Origin of the sequence: Proteiniphilum saccharofermentans, assembly GCF_900095135.1 — a bacterium.
In the GTDB taxonomy this organism is placed as follows: Bacteria; Bacteroidota; Bacteroidia; order Bacteroidales; family Dysgonomonadaceae; genus Proteiniphilum; species Proteiniphilum saccharofermentans.
The window spans coordinates 815,105-834,068 of the sequence record NZ_LT605205.1 but is presented as its reverse complement, the minus strand read 5'-3'; the positions used below and the strand labels follow the sequence as shown (position 1 = coordinate 834,068).

Sequence of the window (18,964 nt, the reverse complement as noted above, 5' to 3'; positions counted from 1 at the left end):
CCTATTAGCACATACCCTCTAGATAGCAATATGAAAAAGATCGGATTAGCATTTCTTTCTTTATTCACTGTGGCGGCAATGACCACAGCAGCATCCCCTCCGGGGAAAAACCTGAGCGGCAATTACCGGAATAACCGTGCTCCTTTGTTGACAAAGCCTTATATGGAACTACCCATTGGCAATATCAAACCTTCCGGTTGGCTGGAAGAGCAGCTCAATCGTATGGTAACCGGAATGACCGGCCATATGGATACGATTTACGAACAGGTCATGGGCCCGCGCAACGGCTGGCTCGGTGGGGACGGTGATGTATGGGAACGGGGTCCCTACTGGATCGACGGTCTGCTTCCATTGGCTTATATTCTGGAAGATAAAGCCATGATCGACAAGGTACAACCCTGGATCGAATGGACTTTGGCATCACAGAAACCGAACGGTTATTTCGGGCCGGATACCGACCGCCCACATGAACACGGACTCCAAAGGAATAATTCACAGGATTGGTGGCCTAAGATGGTCATGCTAAAGGTAATGCAGCAATATTATTCCGCAACCCGCGACCAACGGGTTATTCCGTTTATGACCAATTACTTCAGGTATCAGTTGCAGGAACTACCCAACACACCACTGGGACACTGGACTTTTTGGGGGCAACAACGCGGAGGTGATAACCTGATGGTTGTTTATTGGCTCTACAATATCACCGGCGATAAATTCCTTCTGGAACTGGGGGAACTTATTCACAAACAAACCCTGGACTGGACTGATATCTTTCTCCATCAGGATCACCTGAAGCGCCAGCATAGCCTTCACTGTGTAAATCTGGCACAGGGCTTTAAGGAGCCGGTAATCTATTACCAGCAGAATAAAGACGCTAAACAGATACAGGCTGTAAAAAAAGCCGTAAAAGACATGCGTACTACCATTGCTTTTCCTACCGGTTTATGGGCGGGTGACGAACTGCTTCGTTTTGGGAACCCGAATCTGGGTTCGGAATTATGTACGGCTGTCGAGATGATGTTCTCTTTGGAAAAGATGCTCGAAATCACAGGTGATGTCCAGTGGGCCGATCATCTGGAACGGGTCACTTTTAACGCCCTGCCCACCCAGATTACCGATGATTTCTCTGCCCGCCAGTATTATCATCAGATCAACCAGATAGCCGTCAGCCGTGAATGGCGTGATTTTGTGACGCCTCACGAAGATACGGATAACCTTCACGGCATCCTGTGCGGCTACCCATGCTGTACCTCCAACCTGCATCAGGGTTGGCCGAAATTCCTGCAGAATCTATGGTATGCCACAGCCGATAACGGTATTGCAGCACTGGTATATGCTCCTTCCAAGGTAAAAGCCAGGGTGGCAAACGGTACTGAAGTATATATTACCGAGGAGACTGCTTATCCGTTTGAGGAAGCTATCCATTTCAATATCTCCTTTACGGAGAGAAATGTGAAAAAGGCTTTTTTCCCTTTTCATTTGCGCGTGCCGGCGTGGTGTAAACAGCCGGTTGTCCGTCTCAACGGAGAAGTGATTCCGGTCGATGCCTATCAGGGAGAGATTTTGCGTATTAACCGGGAATGGCAACAGGGAGATAAACTGACGCTCGAACTTCCGATGCATCTCGAAGCCACGTATTGGTTTGATGGCGCTGCTGTAATCGAACGCGGACCACTGGTCTATGCATTGAAAATGGAGGAAAACTGGGAAAAGAAAACAATGGAACCCGAAAAAGTGCGTGAATACGGCGAATGGTACTACGAGGTAACTTCCGATAGCCCCTGGAATTTCGCACTGAGCAGTCGGCAACTCCGCCCTGAGGTTATCAATGATCATTTTAAAGTAGAGAAAACGCCTACAGTTGCCACTTATCCCTGGACATTAGAAAGTGCCCCGATCACTATCAAAGCGAAAGGTCGCCCGATTCCTACCTGGAAAGAATACAGGGGTTCGGCCGGTTCCGTTCCCTATTTCACCCAGCAAGGCCCCGACACCACCGAAGAGGTGGAAATCGAATTGATCCCGTTTGGCTGCACCACACTCAGGATCACTGAATTTCCCGTCAGGAATTAAAGGTCTATATTATTGAATTTAAAACACCTATTGTAAATGAGAACACGGACAACTCAAGCGGTTATCCGTGTTCTTTGTTAATATGGTCTCTATTTTATGATGAAAAGAGATCACAATCCACTAAGCCAGGGTGATTCCTTTATCAAGATAAACATCCTGAATGGCATGGATCAGTTCCACACCATCTTTCATTGGCTTTTGGAAAGCTTTACGACCAGCGATAAGCCCTATTCCTCCGGCGCGTTTGTTCACCACCGCGGTATAAACCGCTTCTGCCAGATCGCTCTCGCCACGTGATTCCCCTCCTGAATTGATCAGTCCTATCCGTCCCATATAGCCGTTGATCACCTGATACCGGCAAAGGTCTATCGGGTGCTGGGAACTCAATTGATCGTACATGCCGGGATTCGTTTTTCCGAAGCCAATAGCGGGGAAGCCTCCATTATTGGTCGGCAGCTTCTGCTTGATGATATCTGCCTTGATTGTCACTCCGATATGGTCAGCCTGGCCGGTCAGGTCGGCTGCACTGTGATAATCCACTCCATCTTTCTTGAAAGCGTTATTACGCAGATAACACCACAGGATAGTTCCCATCCCTAACTCATGTGCGTATTCAAACGCTTCAGCCACCTCTACAATCTGACGGCGACTCTCTTCCGACCCGAAGTAAATAGTTGCTCCTATCGCGGCAGCACCTAAGTTCCAGGCCTCTTTTACAGTACCGAAAGGAATCTGATTATAGGAATTCGGATAGGTCAACAATTCATTGTGATTCATTTTAACCACAAAAGGGATCTTGTGTGCATACTTTCTGGCTACAGAAGCCAATACTCCGAAAGTGGATGCTACAGCATTACAATCGGCTTCAAGTGCCAGTTTCACAATATTTTCCGGATCGAAATAAATAGGATTGGGTGCAAAAGAAGCACCTGCCGTATGTTCAATTCCCTGATCTACAGGCAATATCGACAAGTAGCCGGTATTCGCCAGACGTCCATGCCCAAACAGACGCTGGAGATTATTCAAAGTCGGAATATTCCGGTCGGAATCAATCCATAACCTTTCAATAACATCCGGTCCGGTAGGATGAATCATTGACTTCTCAACGGTTTTGCTCACATGGTTCAGGAGATAATCACTTTGGTTTCCCAGCAGTTGTATTATAGTAGAATGTGCCATAATATGAATGAATTAATTGTGGATAATAATCTAATACATGTCAAACAAATGGTAGAGGGATTGGTTCGATTTTTTACTTTTGTTATCACACTACTACCCACAAGATATTATAGGGTACTTCGATAAATAAATGGTTACACTTAGTGAAAGCCGATATCCGTTAATCTTAGTTGAAAATGTAAATCCAATTTAAAAAAGAACCATTATCTTTGTGCCATTCGTAATAAATATACCACTTAAGAAACATGCATGAGAATCATATGAAACGAGCATGATAATTGTTCACACCCAAGAAACATGAATTACGAAGTAATCGACATAGTCAATATTGCAAGTTGCCTCCGGATATTACTTTTAAATGAAGTCGGTGATTTCGCTTCGCTCAATTGTCATACACCATAATGAAAAAAATAAAATAATCGTATGAAACCATTATCAATAAAAGGGATATTCTTCTTCACCCTATTTTCAGTCACCACGATCACTCTCTTCTCTCAGGAAAAACCGCGTTTAATTGTGCGTTCCGATGATATGGGAGCGTTCCATTCTGTGAATGTTGCATGTATTGAAGCATATAAAAAGGGTATTCAGACCGTTGTCGAAGTTATGCCTGTCACTGCATGGTTTCCGGAAGCAGCCCGTATGCTGAACGAAAATCAAGGTATTGATGTCGGCATACATCTGGCTATTACCAGTGAATGGGAAAACATTAAATGGCGTCCGTTGACTTATTGTCCAAGCCTGACAGATGAGAACGGCTATTTTTACCCCATGATAAACCCTCATAATGCTTATCCCGGTCAATCCATTCTTGAAAATAAATGGGATATAGATGAGATAGAAAAAGAATTCAGGGCACAAATAGAGCTGACGCTAAAAAATATACCCCAGGCAAGCCATCTTTCCGGACACATGGGCGCTTTGCGCTTTGACCCAAAAGTACTTGAATTGACTCATAAGTTAGCCCGGGAATATAATCTGACATTTGTTGAGAGCGACGATTTAAGACAGAAATACAATGCCACTTCTGTCTGGTATGACGGTTCTAATGAAACGGATAAAAAGGAAGCAGGTTTTGTCAGTATGCTGAACAAACTCGAAGCAGGAAAGAATTACATATTCGTTGATCATCCGGCATTGGATAACGATGAAATGAAAACTGTCGGACATATTGGTTATGAATGGGTGGCAGAAGACCGTCAGGGAGTCACAGATATATTAACCAGTAAAAAAGTTAAACAAACGATCAACGAAAAAGGGATAGAACTGATCACTTATAATGATCTTACGAAAGCACTTCCCCGCAGTACTCCGGACACAGAAAAGGTTTCGGCAAAAGGTATCCAGAATTATCTGGATACTGTAAAGAAAAGCGGGCAGGATTTACATAGCATTATGATTCTCAGGAATGGAAAAGTTGTTGCAGAACACTGGTTAGGAGAGCATGCAGCCAATAAACCCCATATAATGAACTCCGTAAGCAAGACCTATACAGCCACAGCTATTGGTTTTGCTGTCTCGGAAGGTAAACTCAATGTGGCTGACAAGGTAATATCATTCTTCCCCGATAAGTTACCTGACAATGTAAGCCAGAATTTAAACGATCTGGAAATAAAGCATCTATTGACAATGTCCGTAGGACATGATCCCAATGCTGTAAGAGAAAAAACACGGAATAATGACGACTGGGTCGAAGCATTTCTGGCTGAACCCATTACAGAGAAACCGGGAACACAATTCAACTATAACAGTTTGGCCACCTATATGCTTTCCGCCATAATACAACAGGTGACAGGTGAGAAACTGATCGATTATCTGTATCCCCGTTTATTCCGTCCATTAGGAATAGTAGGAGCCAGATGGGAAGAATGTCCGCAAGGGATAAACATCGGTGGCTGGGGGTTGTATGTCAAAACCGAAGATATGGCGAAACTCGGTCAGTTTTTCTTACAGAAAGGGAAATGGAAAGGAGAGCAACTGCTTCCCGAATCATGGATTGTCGAAGCCACCACTTCGCATATAGCATCGCTTCCTGCAGGCATAAAAAAAGAAGATCTGAAAATAAAACCGGATGAGAGTGACTGGCTACAGGGATATGGCTATCAAATGTGGCGTAGCCGGCATAACGGCTATCGTGCTGATGGGGCAAACGGACAATTTATTCTTGTTCTTCCTGAAAAAGAAGCTGTTATTGTCACAACGGCCAATATTGGCGATATGCAGGCAGAACTTAATCTTATATGGGAATATCTATTACCTGCAATAAAATAGTAAACTTTCCCGGATGATTGTCGAATAACACGTACTTGAGAACAAGTCTCCGATGAAAAACGTTTTGATTATGCCATATGTTGATACGTACTCGTTGATGCATTTTCTATGGGCAAGGACACAAAGGGCAAGGACTTACAAATAAATTTCGATTGAATAATACTATCTTTGCCGCGAGGGGTACTTTTGATTTTGATAGTGTAGACCTCATGGAAGACTATCAGGTTGTGAGTGAATGAATGATTGAGATAAATGAACGTTTTCGTTAAGCTAAATGAGCAAAGTCAAACTAGTTTGAACTTTGCCATAGCGAGAAAATGTCTGATGAAATCGAACATTTTCGTTAAGCAATACGAACAGAAGACAAGCTCACTTGGATTATGTTGTTGCGAGAATTGGAAATCGAGGAGCAAAGGCGACTCAAAATGTCTGATGAAATCGAATGGTTTTGTCAAGCAAGCATAAAAAATAGTCTAAATTTGAATATATTCCATGAATACTGAATCATACAGGAGGGAGTTTGAAGAAATATTCATTCAGTATTTTCCGAAAGTCAGAACGTTTGCCGCCATTCTTCTTAAATCGGAACAGGAAGCTGAGGACATAGCACAGGATATCTTTGTAAAATTATGGGAACAACCTGATTTATGGGAAGGAAATCTTGTGAGAAACTATCTGTATACGATGGTTAAGAACCATGTTTTTAATCGCATTAAACGGAAAAATATAGAATCGAAATATATAAACTCCCGGATGAACCGGCATTCTTTGGAGGAGATAACCGAATTTAAAGACCCTCTTAATGAGATATACGTTCAAGAGTTACAGCTATTATTGAGATTATCACTGGAACAGTTGCCCGACAAGCGCAGGCAAATATTTGAGATGAGTCGCTTTGAAAATTTGAGCAATAACGAAATTGCAGAAAGATTGAATTTGTCGGTGCGAACAGTAGAACAACACATCTATTTGGTCTTAAAGGATCTCAAAAAACTTTTTCTTATTGCAATTTTTTTCATAAAATTTTAAGTAGTACTCCAGTCTCGATTGTATCTAATATATAATAGACAAACCAAATATAGCCGGCTTATTGAGAAAGACCGCTTTTATTAGATGGACACACGAGATGGAAAACTATTTTAATAAGATTATCGAATTATTTGTAAAATCCGATGTTTCAACTTCTTCGCAAGATGAATTTTATCGGTGGCTTATCGGAGAAAAATTCTCCGTGGAAAAAGAAAAGGCGCTGTACGGTTTGTGGGATAACTTGAAGGAAGGCACTCCTGCAGAAACTTCAACTCAAACTCAACAATCATTACATGATGTCCTAAAAAAGATAAAACAACGCCAACGCGGGACCAATGTCAGATTTCTCCGTTTCTGGCAGGTATCGGCTGCTGTTCTGCTAATCGCCCTGCTTTCAGCACTATATTCCCCTTCCAATAAAACTCTGGTGAACGCCGACCTTATAGAGCAGTATGTACCGGTCGCTGAAATGACCCGTCTGACCTTACCCGACGGGACTGAGGTACAAATGAACTCCACCACTACCTTGCTCTATCCGGAACAGTTCACCGGGGAAAGCAGAAGTGTTTATCTGCTCGGGGAAGCAAATTTCAAAGTAGCGAAAAATGAGAAACAGCCTTTCATTGTAAAATCTAACGATTTTCAGGTAACGGCATTGGGAACAGAATTCAACATGAAGGCATATCCCGGTGATTCGACCCTTTCAGCTATTCTGCTTTCAGGAAGCGTGGAGGTCAGGTTCAATAACCTGGCTTCAGCCCTGATATTAAAACCGAGTGAGCAATTTACTTATAACAGACAAACGAAAGAAGAAACGATCAGCCATCCCGATCTATATGATGCAACGGCATGGCAAAAAGGTGAACTTGTATTTAAGTCGACAAGCCTGAGAGAGATCATCACCGTGCTGGAACGAAAATACCCCTACTCGTTCGTTTATGCCCTGAATACCTTAAAAGATGACAAATACACCTTCCGTTTCAAGGATAAAACTTCATTGCAGGAAGTGATGGATATCATTGCAGAAGTATCGGGACATATAAGATACCGCATAGAAGATGATAAATGTTACATATTACCGTTGTAATAAGCTATTTGTAGTTTTTAATTTTTAATTTTTCACTTTTAATTTACTTTATATGGATACATCATAATAAAAAAAACCGGAATAAAGTGGCACCTCTATTCCGGCAAAATAAGCGTTAGAGTTATACTCTTGAAGAATAAGTCAAATTTCTAATCTAACACTAAGAAATAAATACTAAAGTTATGAAATTTTTTTACGTGAAAAAGGCAAAAACCCGATTTTTTATCTTTTTCGTCTGTTTTATTGCTTCGCAGACATTTTTGTTTGCCCAGAACAATGCCCTAATAACCATAAAACAAAACAATATTTCGGTTATAGAAGCGTTACAGGCAATTGAAAAACAGTCGAAAATGTTCGTAGCCTACAACGAATCACAGCTGAAGAATCAAAAGAGTCTTGATTTAAACATCAACAATCAGCCAATAGAGGATGTGCTGACCCAGATACTGAAGGGTACGGGGTTTTCATATCAACTGAAAGACAATTACATAGTGATTGTCCCGGAGAGACAAATCAGTCAAAGACAGATAAGCGGAACAATTATCGACGGGAACAACGAGCCTGTAATAGGTGCCAATGTAGTGGAAAAAGGAACTACAAATGGGACTGTTACGGATATCGATGGTAATTTCACATTGAACGTTGAAAACAACGCGGTGCTTCATATTTCATACATAGGTTATCTGTCACAGGAAATTAATACCGCCGGAAGAAGCACTTTCAATATTGTTTTACAGGAAGATTTACAAACACTCGAGGAATTAATAGTAATCGGTTACGGCACGGTAAGAAGAGGCGATATTACGACCGCCGTCTCCTCGGTCTCACTGAAAGACCTCGATGAACGGCCGATCACCTCTGCTGCCCAGGCCATACAAGGCAAGGCGGCGGGTGTGAATGTATATCGTCCCAGCGGTACACCCGGAGGAGAGATGGTAATACGTGTACGCGGAACAACCTCCTTTAACGGCAGCAATGACCCACTGTACGTGGTGGACGGTGTGCCTGTCGACAACCTCAATTTCCTGTCTCCTATGGATATTGCCGATATGCAGATTCTGAAAGATGCCTCGTCGGCGGCTATTTACGGTTCGCGCGCGGCGAATGGCGTAGTGCTGGTAACGACCAAACAGGCGACTGCGGGAGCAAAGGTTGCCGCAAATATACAGTATGGAATGAGTCGGGTAAGCAACCCTATTCAATCATTAAATGCCGCACAATACAAGGAATTGATCGATGAGATCCGTCCCGGCACCATCCCAGAGGGAACCACCGACCAGACAGACTGGTTCAAGGAGGTGTATGGCACCGGAATCACACAGAACTATCAACTACAGGTATCCGATGGAAACGACAGGTTGCGCTATTTCGTATCAGGAGGATACCTCGATGAACAAGGCATATTGAGTTCTGCATTTTTCCGCAGGTTCAATCTACGCAGCAATGTGGAGAGCCAGGTACGCAATTGGCTACGTTTCGGATTAAACTTATCTTACTCCGACAACACAAGTAATGGCGTTACCACCGGGCAAGGATCCAATCGTGGAGGAGTGGTGTTAGCTGTGGTAAATCTCCCTACTGCCGCTACCATCCGGAATGAGGAGACCGGATTGTATAACCGTCTTTTCTACGGACAGAACATTGCCAATCCCATCGAAGAGATTGAAAACGGTAAAAACAATAAGAATAACGAAAACCGTTTGATCGCTTCCGGTAACACAACCATCACTTTCATGCCGGAACTGGTTTTGAAAACATCATTCACATTGGACCGTCGCAATGGTAAGGAAACCGGGTTCACCCCTCCTTCACACGGTCCGGGCAGGGATGATTGGGGAAATGCGTGGGATAACCGTGCAATGAATACATTGCTGGTATTCGATAATGTACTGACCTATAAAAAAACCTTCGCAGAAAAGCACAATTTTGAAGGTATGGCCGGTACATCATGGACCGATTCCAAATGGTCGAAAAGTTATATCAGCGGATCCCATTTCAAGGATGGTCATATCCATACACTCAATGCAGCGAATAAAATCGACTGGAACAGTACAAGATCGGAAGCATCTGAATGGGCTATTATGTCGGGATTCGGACGAGTTTCCTATAATTACGACAGTAAATACCTCTTTACTTTCAATATTCGTGGCGACGGATCATCCAAACTGCATCCCGACCACCGATGGGGATATTTCCCGTCGTTTTCCGGTGCATGGCGCTTATCATCAGAAGACTTCATGAAAGATCTTAGCTGGATTGATGACCTGAAGATAAGGGGCGGTTGGGGACAAACGGGTAACCAGTCCGGTGTCGGTGATTACGCCTATCTGCAGCGGTATATTATTCGCCGGGAGCCCTGGTTTGAAGATGGCAAAGCAAATGCTGTGCCGGGGATTATTCCGGAAAATCTGCGTACGGCTGACCTTACATGGGAAACAACATCACAAACCAATATCGGTCTGGATGCAACGTTGTTAAAAAACCGGCTCACCATCGGCATGGATTACTATTACAAGCATACAACCGATATGCTGATGTATGTTGAAGTTCCGGCCGGAGGAGGAGAGATAACCTCCATTGTAAGGAACGAAGGTGTAATGACAAACCGCGGTTTTGAGTTCTCTGTGAACTCGCGTAATATGACCGGAACATTTACCTGGGATACCGATTTCAATATTTCATTTAACAGGAACAACTTAAAAAGTCTTGAACTGCAGAAAATTTATAAAGCTGCCCAAACCACCGACGCTTTTCATCAGACATACATCGTACGCAACGAACCGGGACGTCCCTTAGGAGGTTTCTGGGGATATATCAGCGACGGGGTAGATCCTGAAACCGGAGACTTAATGTACCGCGATATAAATGAAGACGGAAGAATCTCTGCTACGGATCAAACCTATATTGGGGATCCCAATCCGTTATTCACTTACGGATTGACCAATTCTTTCTCCTATAAAGGTTTCAGGCTGAATATATTTATCCAGGGATCACAGGGAAATGATATCTTTAACGCTTCAAAAGGTGATACGCAAGGGATGCATGATTTAAAAAACCAATCGGTAGAGGTATTGAGACGATGGCGTACGCCGGGACAGATTACCGACGTGCCCAGGGCACGCTTTAACCTCCAACCCTCGACCTACTTCGTGGAAGATGGAAGTTATCTCAGGGTAAAAGATATCACATTGTCATACAGTTTTAAAGGGAGTATCCTGGAAAGGGCCGGCATTTCACGCCTCCAACCTTATGTGACGGCCAACAACCTGCTGACACTCACCAAATACAAGGGTATGGACCCTGAAGTGAATCAATGGGGCAATAACGGTGCCGTACAAGGTATTGACTGGGGGACCTATCCCCATAGTAAAACATTTGTTTTTGGAGTGAATCTTGAATTTTAAATCATAAAAGAATGAAGACAAAATATATTTTATCCATCCTTTTCGCTTGTTTACTGGCTTCCTGCTCGCTGGATTATGATCCGGTAGGCATCTATTCGGATGTAACCGAAGGTGTGGAGACCGACAGTGTAAGGATCGTATTTAAAGACAAAGCGGCATTGCTGTCCCACAGGCAAACGCTGTTGAACCTGTTCAAAAACGGGCAGGAACACTGGTACCTCGATATGTTGCTGCTTGCCGAATCGCATTCCGATAATGCGTATGCCGGTGCGCCTAATGCCGAAACAACGCCGTTTGAGGTGAACTCCATCGAAGGATCGAACACAAACATGAGACGCGACTGGAACGGCCATATGACAAACATAGCCCATGCAAACAGGATGATCGTCAACATCGACAAAGTACCCGATCCGGCGTTGACCGAAGCAGAAAGAATCCAATACAAGGCTGAAGCCAAAATACTGAGGGCCATGATTTATTTCGATATGGTAAGAATATGGGGAAATGTTCCTCTGATCACTACCATAGCGGGGGATATTACTTCCGAAACCATTGCCGAAGTATATCCCGCTTATTTTCCGCCTCAAACGGATGCCCTCACGATCTATCAACAGATTGAGGAAGACCTGTTGGAAGGATTGCAATATGCTCCCGATAATAATCCGGCTGATAAGACACAGTTTTCGAAATCCGTGGCCCGTGCATTGCTGGCGAAGGTCTATGCCGAAAAACCGTTACGTGATTACGATAAGGTCATACAGTACGTTGATCAGCTTGCAGCCGACGGTTTTGCGCTGGTCGATGATTACAGTGATCTGTTTGAAGTGGTGCTGGCAGACCCGAACCTTCCTCCGTCACAACAAAACATGGCAATAGATGCAAAAGCGCGTAACACCAGGGAAAGCATCTTCGAAGCACAATTTTTTACGGGAAGTGGCAGTTGGGTCACCTGGATGTTCGGTCGTCCATTGAATAACTGGACGGAAGCGTTCACCTGGGCAAAATGGATCACGCCATCCCGCGACCTGATCAGGGCTTTTAACAGCGAACAGGGTGATAAACGCTATAACCAGACTGTTGTATTTTATCAGTGCGATTGGAGCATCTATTATCCGATGAATAATTATGCCTTCATGTACAAATGCCGTAGCGCTTATAACAGTATAATTAAAATGCGATATGCCGATCTTCTCCTGCTCAAAGCGGAGGCATTGATCGGAAAAGGCGATTACAGCGGCGCAGCCCAGATCATCAATCAGACACGCCGGCGGGCGGGGTTGAATAATTTACCCGCTTCAGCGTCGGCAAGCAAAGAAGCCATTCTCACCGCTTATCTGAAAGAGCGTCGTCTCGAGCTGGCGCTGGAGGGACAACGCTGGTTCGACCTGGTTCGTCTCGATAAAGTGGAAGAGGTGATGAATGCTGTATTTGATAAAGATGAAGGCCGTCCGGCACAGGTGTATCCTTACACAAGCCTGTCATATATTTTGCCTATTCCGCAGGATGTGATCGATCAGAATCCGAACCTTGTCCAGAATCCGGGATATTAAAAGAACAAAGAGCCAAGGACCAGGAGTCAAGACTCAAGAACAAAAAATAAAGACTAATTTACGAATGAGCCAATGTGGAAATAAGAAAATTCATTTTTAATTTTTCACTTATAAAGTCCTGGTTCTAAAATTGTTCCATACAATAATAAAAAAACAGCCATATGAACTTGATACATAAAATATTATTCATGACCGGAATAATTTCATTGTTGCTTATATCGTGTAATGATGATGAATACGGTCCCCGCAAAGAATCAACCCCGGTATTTGAGTCGGCAAGTATGAGTCCGTCCTCTTTTACGTTCGGAGATTCTGTTACACTTACGGCAAAAATAACCGATCCGGCTACTACCCTTACCACATTAGTTTATGAAATAGTTTCCGAAAACCGGGTCATTTCGTCAGGGGAAATACCCATAGGAGGTGACTCGTACGAAGTCTCCCATGCAATCTTTGTGCCGCTGCTGAATAATCAGGCCGATAATTCAGAAGTACAGGTCAACCTGGTTGCACGGAATATTTTGAAAGGATTCGCATCAACTCAGGTCACGGGTCTGACCGGGAACCGTCCGGTTTACCAGCAACTTTATCTGGTTACTGACAATGGAGGTATAGCCATTCTGGAGCCTCAGGCCTCAGATAAAAATAAATACCAGGCCGGAGAACTGACTTTCGACAGTTCATTTCAGTTCAGGATAGCGGAAAAACTCAATGCCGACAATACGATTGATTATACAGGAGATGTATATGGAAATGTGAACGGAAGGATAGCGATGATCAACGAGACCGGCGAATCGGCTTTTGTGTATGCCCCATCGGCTGATTATACAAAAGAACTCATCTTCGATCATTATGGATTTTCCGTAGCAACAACGGGAAGTACTCTCGGCGCGGAAGATCTGGCATTAAGCCTTTTCACCCCACAGGATATCAACGGCGAATCTTTCCTTGTGCTTAAACGTACACTGGAGAATGGTAAGACCTATTCGGTATTCGGAGTACTGGCTGAAACAAGAAATCTATTTAATCCGGATTTCTTCGGACGTACAGCTGCTGATAAGGTTACTTTCTTAGGAAAAACAGGGGAATATACCATTTATTATAATCCTGTCCGTAAGAACACTTTCGTGGGTGTAGAGAATCCTTCGTATCCTGATTATCTTCTGGCTTGCGGCTGGGGATTGGGGTATCCAACAAATATCACTTCCGAACAAATTGCTTCGGTATATCCGGGGAAAGGCAGAACCCATACCGATTGGGGATTCGGACATGTTATGAACTATGTGTTACTGCGTCAGATCGAAGATGGCGTGTATCAGGGAACATTCTATACGCCGGGTGACCACGACCATTATGCAAGCTTCAAACCGTTTGAAAATACCGGTTGGGGTAATGAAAAGCAAGCGGGTGGATTTACTTTTACCGGCGAACAGATCATTTCCGGCAGCAATAACTGGGATATCCCGAACGGAGAGAATGATCCGGTAATAGAATCCGCCAACTACAGGTTCACCATCAACCTGAATGACAACACAGTACATATTGAAAAGGTAATACTGTAATAATCCCGATAAATCGGGACAAGTAGTGCCAATTAATCAAACAACGTTCAACGGAACGGAGTGTAGTTAATATGCCAATGAGACAAACAACGTTCAACGGAGTGAAACGTAGTTAAATGTGATTAATTTTATGAATAATGCGAAGAATGAAATTTCATTTTTCACTTTTCATTTTTAATTTTTCACTTTCTAAAATATAATCGTATGAAGTTAATATTTAATTTAAAAATGACAACACTACTGATACTGGCGTTATGCTGCCTGTCATACTGCAGCGATGTCGAAAAAGAAGATAACGGGGGTACCACTCCCCCGCCGGAACCACCGGTAGCAGGCGATGTAACGATGTATATCACCACCAACACCCGTTCCCAGGATTTCAAAAAACAGACGGTCGATTTCAGCACAAAGGACAATATGTCGCCGACAACCCTCAAGCTGGAGCCCGGTACGCGTTACCAGACCATGGACGGTTTCGGGGCCGCCGTAACAGGATCTACCTGTTATAACCTGATGCAAATGACGCAGGAGAACCGCACCAAATTCCTGAAGGAAACATTCTCTACAACAGAAGGTATGGGACAAAGTTATATCAGGATATCTATCGGCTGTTCCGATTTCTCGTTGAGTGAATACACCTGTTGTGACACGCCCGGGTTGGAGAATTTTGCCCTAACCTCTGAAGAGACGGATTATGTGATTCCTATCCTGAAAGAGATCCTGGCTATCAATCCCGATATAAAGATCATGGGTTCACCGTGGACTCCTCCCCGGTGGATGAAAGTAAATAATCTCACCGACCTGCAACCGTTCAACTCGTGGACCAGCGGTCAGCTCAACCCGGCATATTATGCTGATTATGCCGATTATTTTGTAAAGTGGATCCAGGCTTTCGAGGCACAGGGAATAAAAATCTATTCGGTAACACCGCAGAATGAACCGCTCAACAGGGGGAATTCCGCTTCGCTGTATATGACGTGGCAGGAACAGCGTGATTTTGTAAAAACCGCGTTAGGTCCTAAAATGGAAACTGCAGGGTTAAACACCAGGATATATATCTACGACCATAATTATGATTACGACCGCAATAAGCCGGAGAATGCCGATCAGGGACAATATCCGCTGAAGATATATGAAGATGCGGCAGCGGCTGAATTTATTACCGGCGCGGCCTATCATAATTATGGAGGGAATAAGGAGGAGCTGAACTTTATCCATCAGTCACGGCCGGACAAGGAACTGGTATTTACCGAAACATCCATCGGCACATGGAACGACGGCCGTAATCTGGAAGTCCGACTGATCGATGATATGAGGGAAGTGGCACTGGGTACTGTAAACAACTGGTGCAAGGGTGTCATCGTGTGGAATCTGATGCTCGATACCGATCGCGGCCCCAATCGCGATGGTGGTTGCCAAACCTGTTACGGTGCTGTCGATATAGACCGTTCCAACTATTCAACCATCACCCGTAATTCACATTACTATATAGTCGGACACCTTTCATCGGTGGTAAAGCCTGGAGCAGTACGTATCGGCACATCGGGTTTTTCGGAATCCGGTTTCTACTATTCTGCATTTGAAAACCCCGACGGCACATACGCCGTAGTGTTGCTCAATAGTACTTCGGCAAACAGGATGATTACACTCGACGACGGGTCTCATCACTTCGCCTATGAAGTACCGGCCAAATCAGTTATCTCTTATCGATGGAAAAAATAAAACATAATAATCGTATGAACATGAAAAAAATAAAATATTGGATGTTTGCATTCATTGTTTCCCTTACACTGGCCTCATGCTCCAATGAGGTAGTAGAACCCCAACAGGAAGGGAATCCCACTATGCAGATAGAAAATCAATTTGCCGATGTGCATTTTGGAGATGTCCTGCCGTTCGAAGTGACGGTCAATGACAATGTACCCTTATCTACGTTGACAGCCATATTGTATTTCGGAGAAGAGGAAGTGTCTAAAACAACCATACGTACGAAAGAGAACGGTCAATATGCAGGAAGTATAGAAGTCCCTTACGGGAAAAATATTCCCGACGGAACTGCTACATTGGAATTTATTTTGGTGAATACCACGATGAAGAAAGCGACCCAGACATTCGATGTGCCGGTTACCCGCGCTCCCTACCCCTACCTCATCCTGGTAACCGCCGATGCATCTTATCCCATGCTTCCGACCGGTCAGCCTAATGAATATACGGTCTCATCTGCTTTTCCATCTACCGAATTACCGGCTTACATAAAAACACCGATAGTAGATGACAAGGGACGTGAAATCCTTTTTGGATGGAACGAAGGCGAAGGAGGAGTTGCCGAAGGCATTTCTACTGATATTCCATTTGCAAGTCCGTCCGGCGGTACTTATTCCGTAACTTTCAATACCAGGACGTTTGATGCGTCACCGTTCTTCGAAGTTGTACTTAACGGTCAAAAGATGAATATGCTCGACAAAGACAATTACCAGTTGGATATTGACCTGGTCCAGGGAGAGGAAATCACTTTTGAAGGACTGACAGGTTGGTGGGCAGATCCGGATTTCTTCGCGGAAGGGGAAGACAAGATGACTTTCGTACCGATCAGCGGAAAATACCGTGTAACGGCCAATCTTCCGCTCAACTACCTGAAAGTGGAAGCGCTTATTGGCAGCAACTTAGCCACACTTCAGCCAGACGGAACCGGTGCGATCTGGATTATCGGTGATAACATTGGTAAGCCTTCATACACAGCCAATCATGTAGGATGGAACCCACCAAAGGCATTGTGTATGGCTCCTGTAGGCGATAAAAAGTATCAGGTGACCGTAGTTGGGGGTGAAACCGTAAGTGTGGATGCCATAAACTTCAAATTCTTCCACCAGAAAGACTGGGGAGGAGAATTTGGAAGTCAATCGCTTACCAGCGAAAGCGACATCGTATTTGTCGGTAACGGAACCAATGGCCGGGATAACGGCAACCTGGGTATTATCGAGGGCAAAACGTTGACAGCTGGTAAAACTTATGTATTTACTGTAGATGTATCCGGAGGGATAAATAATGCGGTATTAATAGTAGAAGAGAAGTGATGTTGAAAAAGTGAAGAAGTCAAGAATTTTCTTAGGAACGAGAGCAAATGCAAACTTGTTTGTAATTTACCAAGTGACGACAGAAAATGGACGAAGTCAAGTTAAGAAGTAGAGAGATTGGTTAACAATCGGACATGGGGCAGCACGCCGGAATACGGAATGCGCCCCATGTTTTTTATTTATATTACCCCTTGGGCCATCATAGCATCGGCCACTTTCATGAAACCGGCGATATTGGCTCCTTTTACGTAGTTGATATATTGCCCGTTTTTACCATGCACCACACATTGTTCATGAATATCACTCATAATCTGGTGCAACCACTTGTCAACCTCTTCGTTGCTCCAGGAAATATGCATGGCGTTCTGTGTCATTTCCAGTCCCGAACAAGCCACACCACCCGCATTGGCCGCTTTTCCGGGAGCAAAGAGTATTTCATTCTCCAGGAAGAAATCTACCGCTTCGGCCGTACAACCCATATTAGAGACCTCTGCGACGAGCAATACTCCGTTCTCTTTCAAGCGCTTGGCATCTTCCAGGTTCAATTCGTTCTGAATAGCACAAGGCAAAGCGATATCGACTTTGAGTTCCCATGGTTTCCTTCCGGGATAGAAGGTTGCCCTCGGGAATTCCTCGGCATAAGGTGCTACCACATCATTTCCGGAGTTACGCAATTCAAGCATATAGTCGATCTTTTCAGGAGTATTCACACCATCCGGATCATAGATATAACCATCGGGGCCTGAGATCGCCACCACTTTGGCGCCCAACTCAGTAGCTTTTATGGTTGCACCCCATGCCACGTTTCCAAAACCGGAAACAGCTACGGTCTTTCCTTTGAGATCGATATTGTGTGCCTCGCACATCTTCTGCACAAAATAGAGTGCTCCAAATCCGGTAGCTTCCGGGCGAAGTCTCGAGCCTCCGAATGACATTCCCTTTCCTGTAAAGGTTCCCGTATGTTCGCGGGCCAACTTCTTGTACATACCGAACATATAGCCCACTTCGCGTCCACCAACGCCAATATCTCCGGCCGGCACATCGGTATCGGGACCGATATTCCGCCACAACTCCATCACAAAGGCCTGGCAGAAACGCATGATCTCCGCCTGGGAACGGCCTTTGGGAGAGAAATCAGATCCACCTTTACCACCTCCCATCGGAAGAGTAGTCAACGCGTTTTTAAAAGTCTGCTCAAATCCCAGAAATTTCAGGGAAGACAAGGTGACCGAGGAATGGAACCTAATCCCCCCTTTGTAAGGGCCTATTGCTCCATTAAATTGTACCCGGTAACCGATATTCACATGTACTTTCCCATTGTCGTCCACCCATGGGACACGGAAAGTAAACACACGGTCGGGTTCCACTATCCGTTCGATAATGCCCGCCTTTTCAAACTCAGGATGTTGGTTGTATACGTCTTCAATCGATACCAACACTTCTCTTACGGCTTGAAGATACTCAGACTCACCCGGGTGTTTTGCCTCGAGTTGTGTCATAATGTCATTCACTCTCATATTTATAAGGTTTATTTAGGAATTCAATCTGACAAAGGTATAGAATAATTTGGAATATTGATACTATTTAATTTAGGATTTTAGATTCAGAATTTAGGATTTGACTGCGTCGATTTGTAATTCAAGATTTCAAAATTTGGGACACTCTCCCGCTCAAGACACCTTTCCACCTAACCACTCATCCTCCTAACCACCCAGACACTTTATGCACTATTGCA

At 44.1% G+C, this 18,964-nt stretch carries 11 protein-coding genes; 9 read left to right on the top strand and 2 right to left on the bottom strand.

Annotation, left to right across the window (positions count from 1 at the left end):
* The first annotated feature begins 30 nt into the window (after window positions 1-30).
* The gene (locus tag PSM36_RS03170) at window positions 31-2,073 is read left to right on the top strand and encodes a beta-L-arabinofuranosidase domain-containing protein (RefSeq protein WP_076928770.1); all 2,043 of its coding nucleotides are present in this window, start codon (window positions 31-33) and stop codon (window positions 2,071-2,073) included.
* 120 nt (window positions 2,074-2,193) lie between these two features.
* Here the strand turns inward: PSM36_RS03170 and PSM36_RS03165 are convergent, their stop codons facing one another.
* Window positions 2,194-3,252, bottom strand: a complete 1,059-nt coding sequence (locus tag PSM36_RS03165; RefSeq protein ID WP_076928767.1) for a class I fructose-bisphosphate aldolase — start codon at window positions 3,250-3,252, stop codon at window positions 2,194-2,196.
* A 423-nt stretch (window positions 3,253-3,675) separates the two neighbouring features.
* On the opposite strand from PSM36_RS03165, the gene PSM36_RS03160 reads away from it, so the two are divergent.
* The 8 genes from PSM36_RS03160 to PSM36_RS03125 all read left to right on the top strand — a co-directional run bounded on the left by PSM36_RS03160 (window position 3,676) and on the right by PSM36_RS03125 (window position 17,229).
* Window positions 3,676-5,523: a ChbG/HpnK family deacetylase gene (locus PSM36_RS03160; RefSeq protein ID WP_076928764.1), complete on the top strand. Its 1,848-nt coding sequence runs from the start codon at window positions 3,676-3,678 to the stop codon at window positions 5,521-5,523.
* A 492-nt stretch (window positions 5,524-6,015) separates the two neighbouring features.
* The gene (locus PSM36_RS03155) at window positions 6,016-6,552 is read left to right on the top strand and encodes an RNA polymerase sigma-70 factor (RefSeq protein ID WP_076928761.1); all 537 of its coding nucleotides are present in this window, start codon (window positions 6,016-6,018) and stop codon (window positions 6,550-6,552) included.
* Between the two features lie 97 nt (window positions 6,553-6,649).
* Window positions 6,650-7,639, top strand: a complete 990-nt coding sequence (locus PSM36_RS03150) for a FecR family protein (protein ID WP_076928759.1) — start codon at window positions 6,650-6,652, stop codon at window positions 7,637-7,639.
* Between the two features lie 182 nt (window positions 7,640-7,821).
* Window positions 7,822-11,043 (top strand): TonB-dependent receptor, encoded by a 3,222-nt coding sequence (locus tag PSM36_RS03145; protein ID WP_092117942.1) that lies wholly within the window; start codon window positions 7,822-7,824, stop codon window positions 11,041-11,043.
* Between the two features lie 11 nt (window positions 11,044-11,054).
* Complete coding sequence (locus PSM36_RS03140; RefSeq protein WP_076928756.1) at window positions 11,055-12,593, top strand: RagB/SusD family nutrient uptake outer membrane protein; 1,539 nt, start codon at window positions 11,055-11,057, stop codon at window positions 12,591-12,593.
* Between the two features lie 161 nt (window positions 12,594-12,754).
* Window positions 12,755-14,155 carry a cadherin repeat domain-containing protein gene (locus PSM36_RS03135; RefSeq protein ID WP_076928752.1) on the top strand — a complete coding sequence of 467 codons (1,401 nt, stop codon included), beginning with the start codon at window positions 12,755-12,757 and terminating at the stop codon, window positions 14,153-14,155.
* 204 nt (window positions 14,156-14,359) lie between these two features.
* Complete coding sequence (locus PSM36_RS03130) at window positions 14,360-15,877, top strand: glycoside hydrolase family 30 protein (RefSeq protein WP_076928751.1); 1,518 nt, start codon at window positions 14,360-14,362, stop codon at window positions 15,875-15,877.
* 20 nt (window positions 15,878-15,897) lie between these two features.
* The gene (locus tag PSM36_RS03125) at window positions 15,898-17,229 is read left to right on the top strand and encodes a DUF5121 domain-containing protein (RefSeq protein WP_076932011.1); all 1,332 of its coding nucleotides are present in this window, start codon (window positions 15,898-15,900) and stop codon (window positions 17,227-17,229) included.
* Between the two features lie 179 nt (window positions 17,230-17,408).
* On the opposite strand, the gene gdhA is transcribed toward PSM36_RS03125, so the two are convergent.
* Entirely contained in the window at window positions 17,409-18,746 is a 1,338-nt protein-coding gene (gene gdhA, locus PSM36_RS03120) for an NADP-specific glutamate dehydrogenase (protein WP_076928750.1), read from the bottom strand.
* Between the last annotated feature and the right edge of the window lie 218 nt (window positions 18,747-18,964).

Excerpts from the sequence above, each read along its gene's own strand:
- PSM36_RS03145 (WP_092117942.1), top strand. The coding sequence starts at position 7,822 with ATGAAATTTTTTTACGTGAAAAAGGCAAAAACCCGATTTTTTATCTTT.
- PSM36_RS03140 (WP_076928756.1), top strand. The coding sequence starts at position 11,055 with ATGAAGACAAAATATATTTTATCCATCCTTTTCGCTTGTTTACTGGCT.
- PSM36_RS03130 (WP_076928751.1), top strand. The coding sequence starts at position 14,360 with ATGAAGTTAATATTTAATTTAAAAATGACAACACTACTGATACTGGCG.
- PSM36_RS03160 (WP_076928764.1), top strand. The coding sequence starts at position 3,676 with ATGAAACCATTATCAATAAAAGGGATATTCTTCTTCACCCTATTTTCA.
- PSM36_RS03155 (WP_076928761.1), top strand. The coding sequence starts at position 6,016 with ATGAATACTGAATCATACAGGAGGGAGTTTGAAGAAATATTCATTCAG.
- gdhA (WP_076928750.1), bottom strand. The coding sequence starts at position 18,746 with ATGAGAGTGAATGACATTATGACACAACTCGAGGCAAAACACCCGGGT.
- PSM36_RS03125 (WP_076932011.1), top strand. The coding sequence starts at position 15,898 with ATGAAAAAAATAAAATATTGGATGTTTGCATTCATTGTTTCCCTTACA.
- PSM36_RS03170 (WP_076928770.1), top strand. The coding sequence starts at position 31 with ATGAAAAAGATCGGATTAGCATTTCTTTCTTTATTCACTGTGGCGGCA.
- PSM36_RS03150 (WP_076928759.1), top strand. The coding sequence starts at position 6,650 with ATGGAAAACTATTTTAATAAGATTATCGAATTATTTGTAAAATCCGAT.
- PSM36_RS03165 (WP_076928767.1), bottom strand. The coding sequence starts at position 3,252 with ATGGCACATTCTACTATAATACAACTGCTGGGAAACCAAAGTGATTAT.
- PSM36_RS03135 (WP_076928752.1), top strand. The coding sequence starts at position 12,755 with ATGAACTTGATACATAAAATATTATTCATGACCGGAATAATTTCATTG.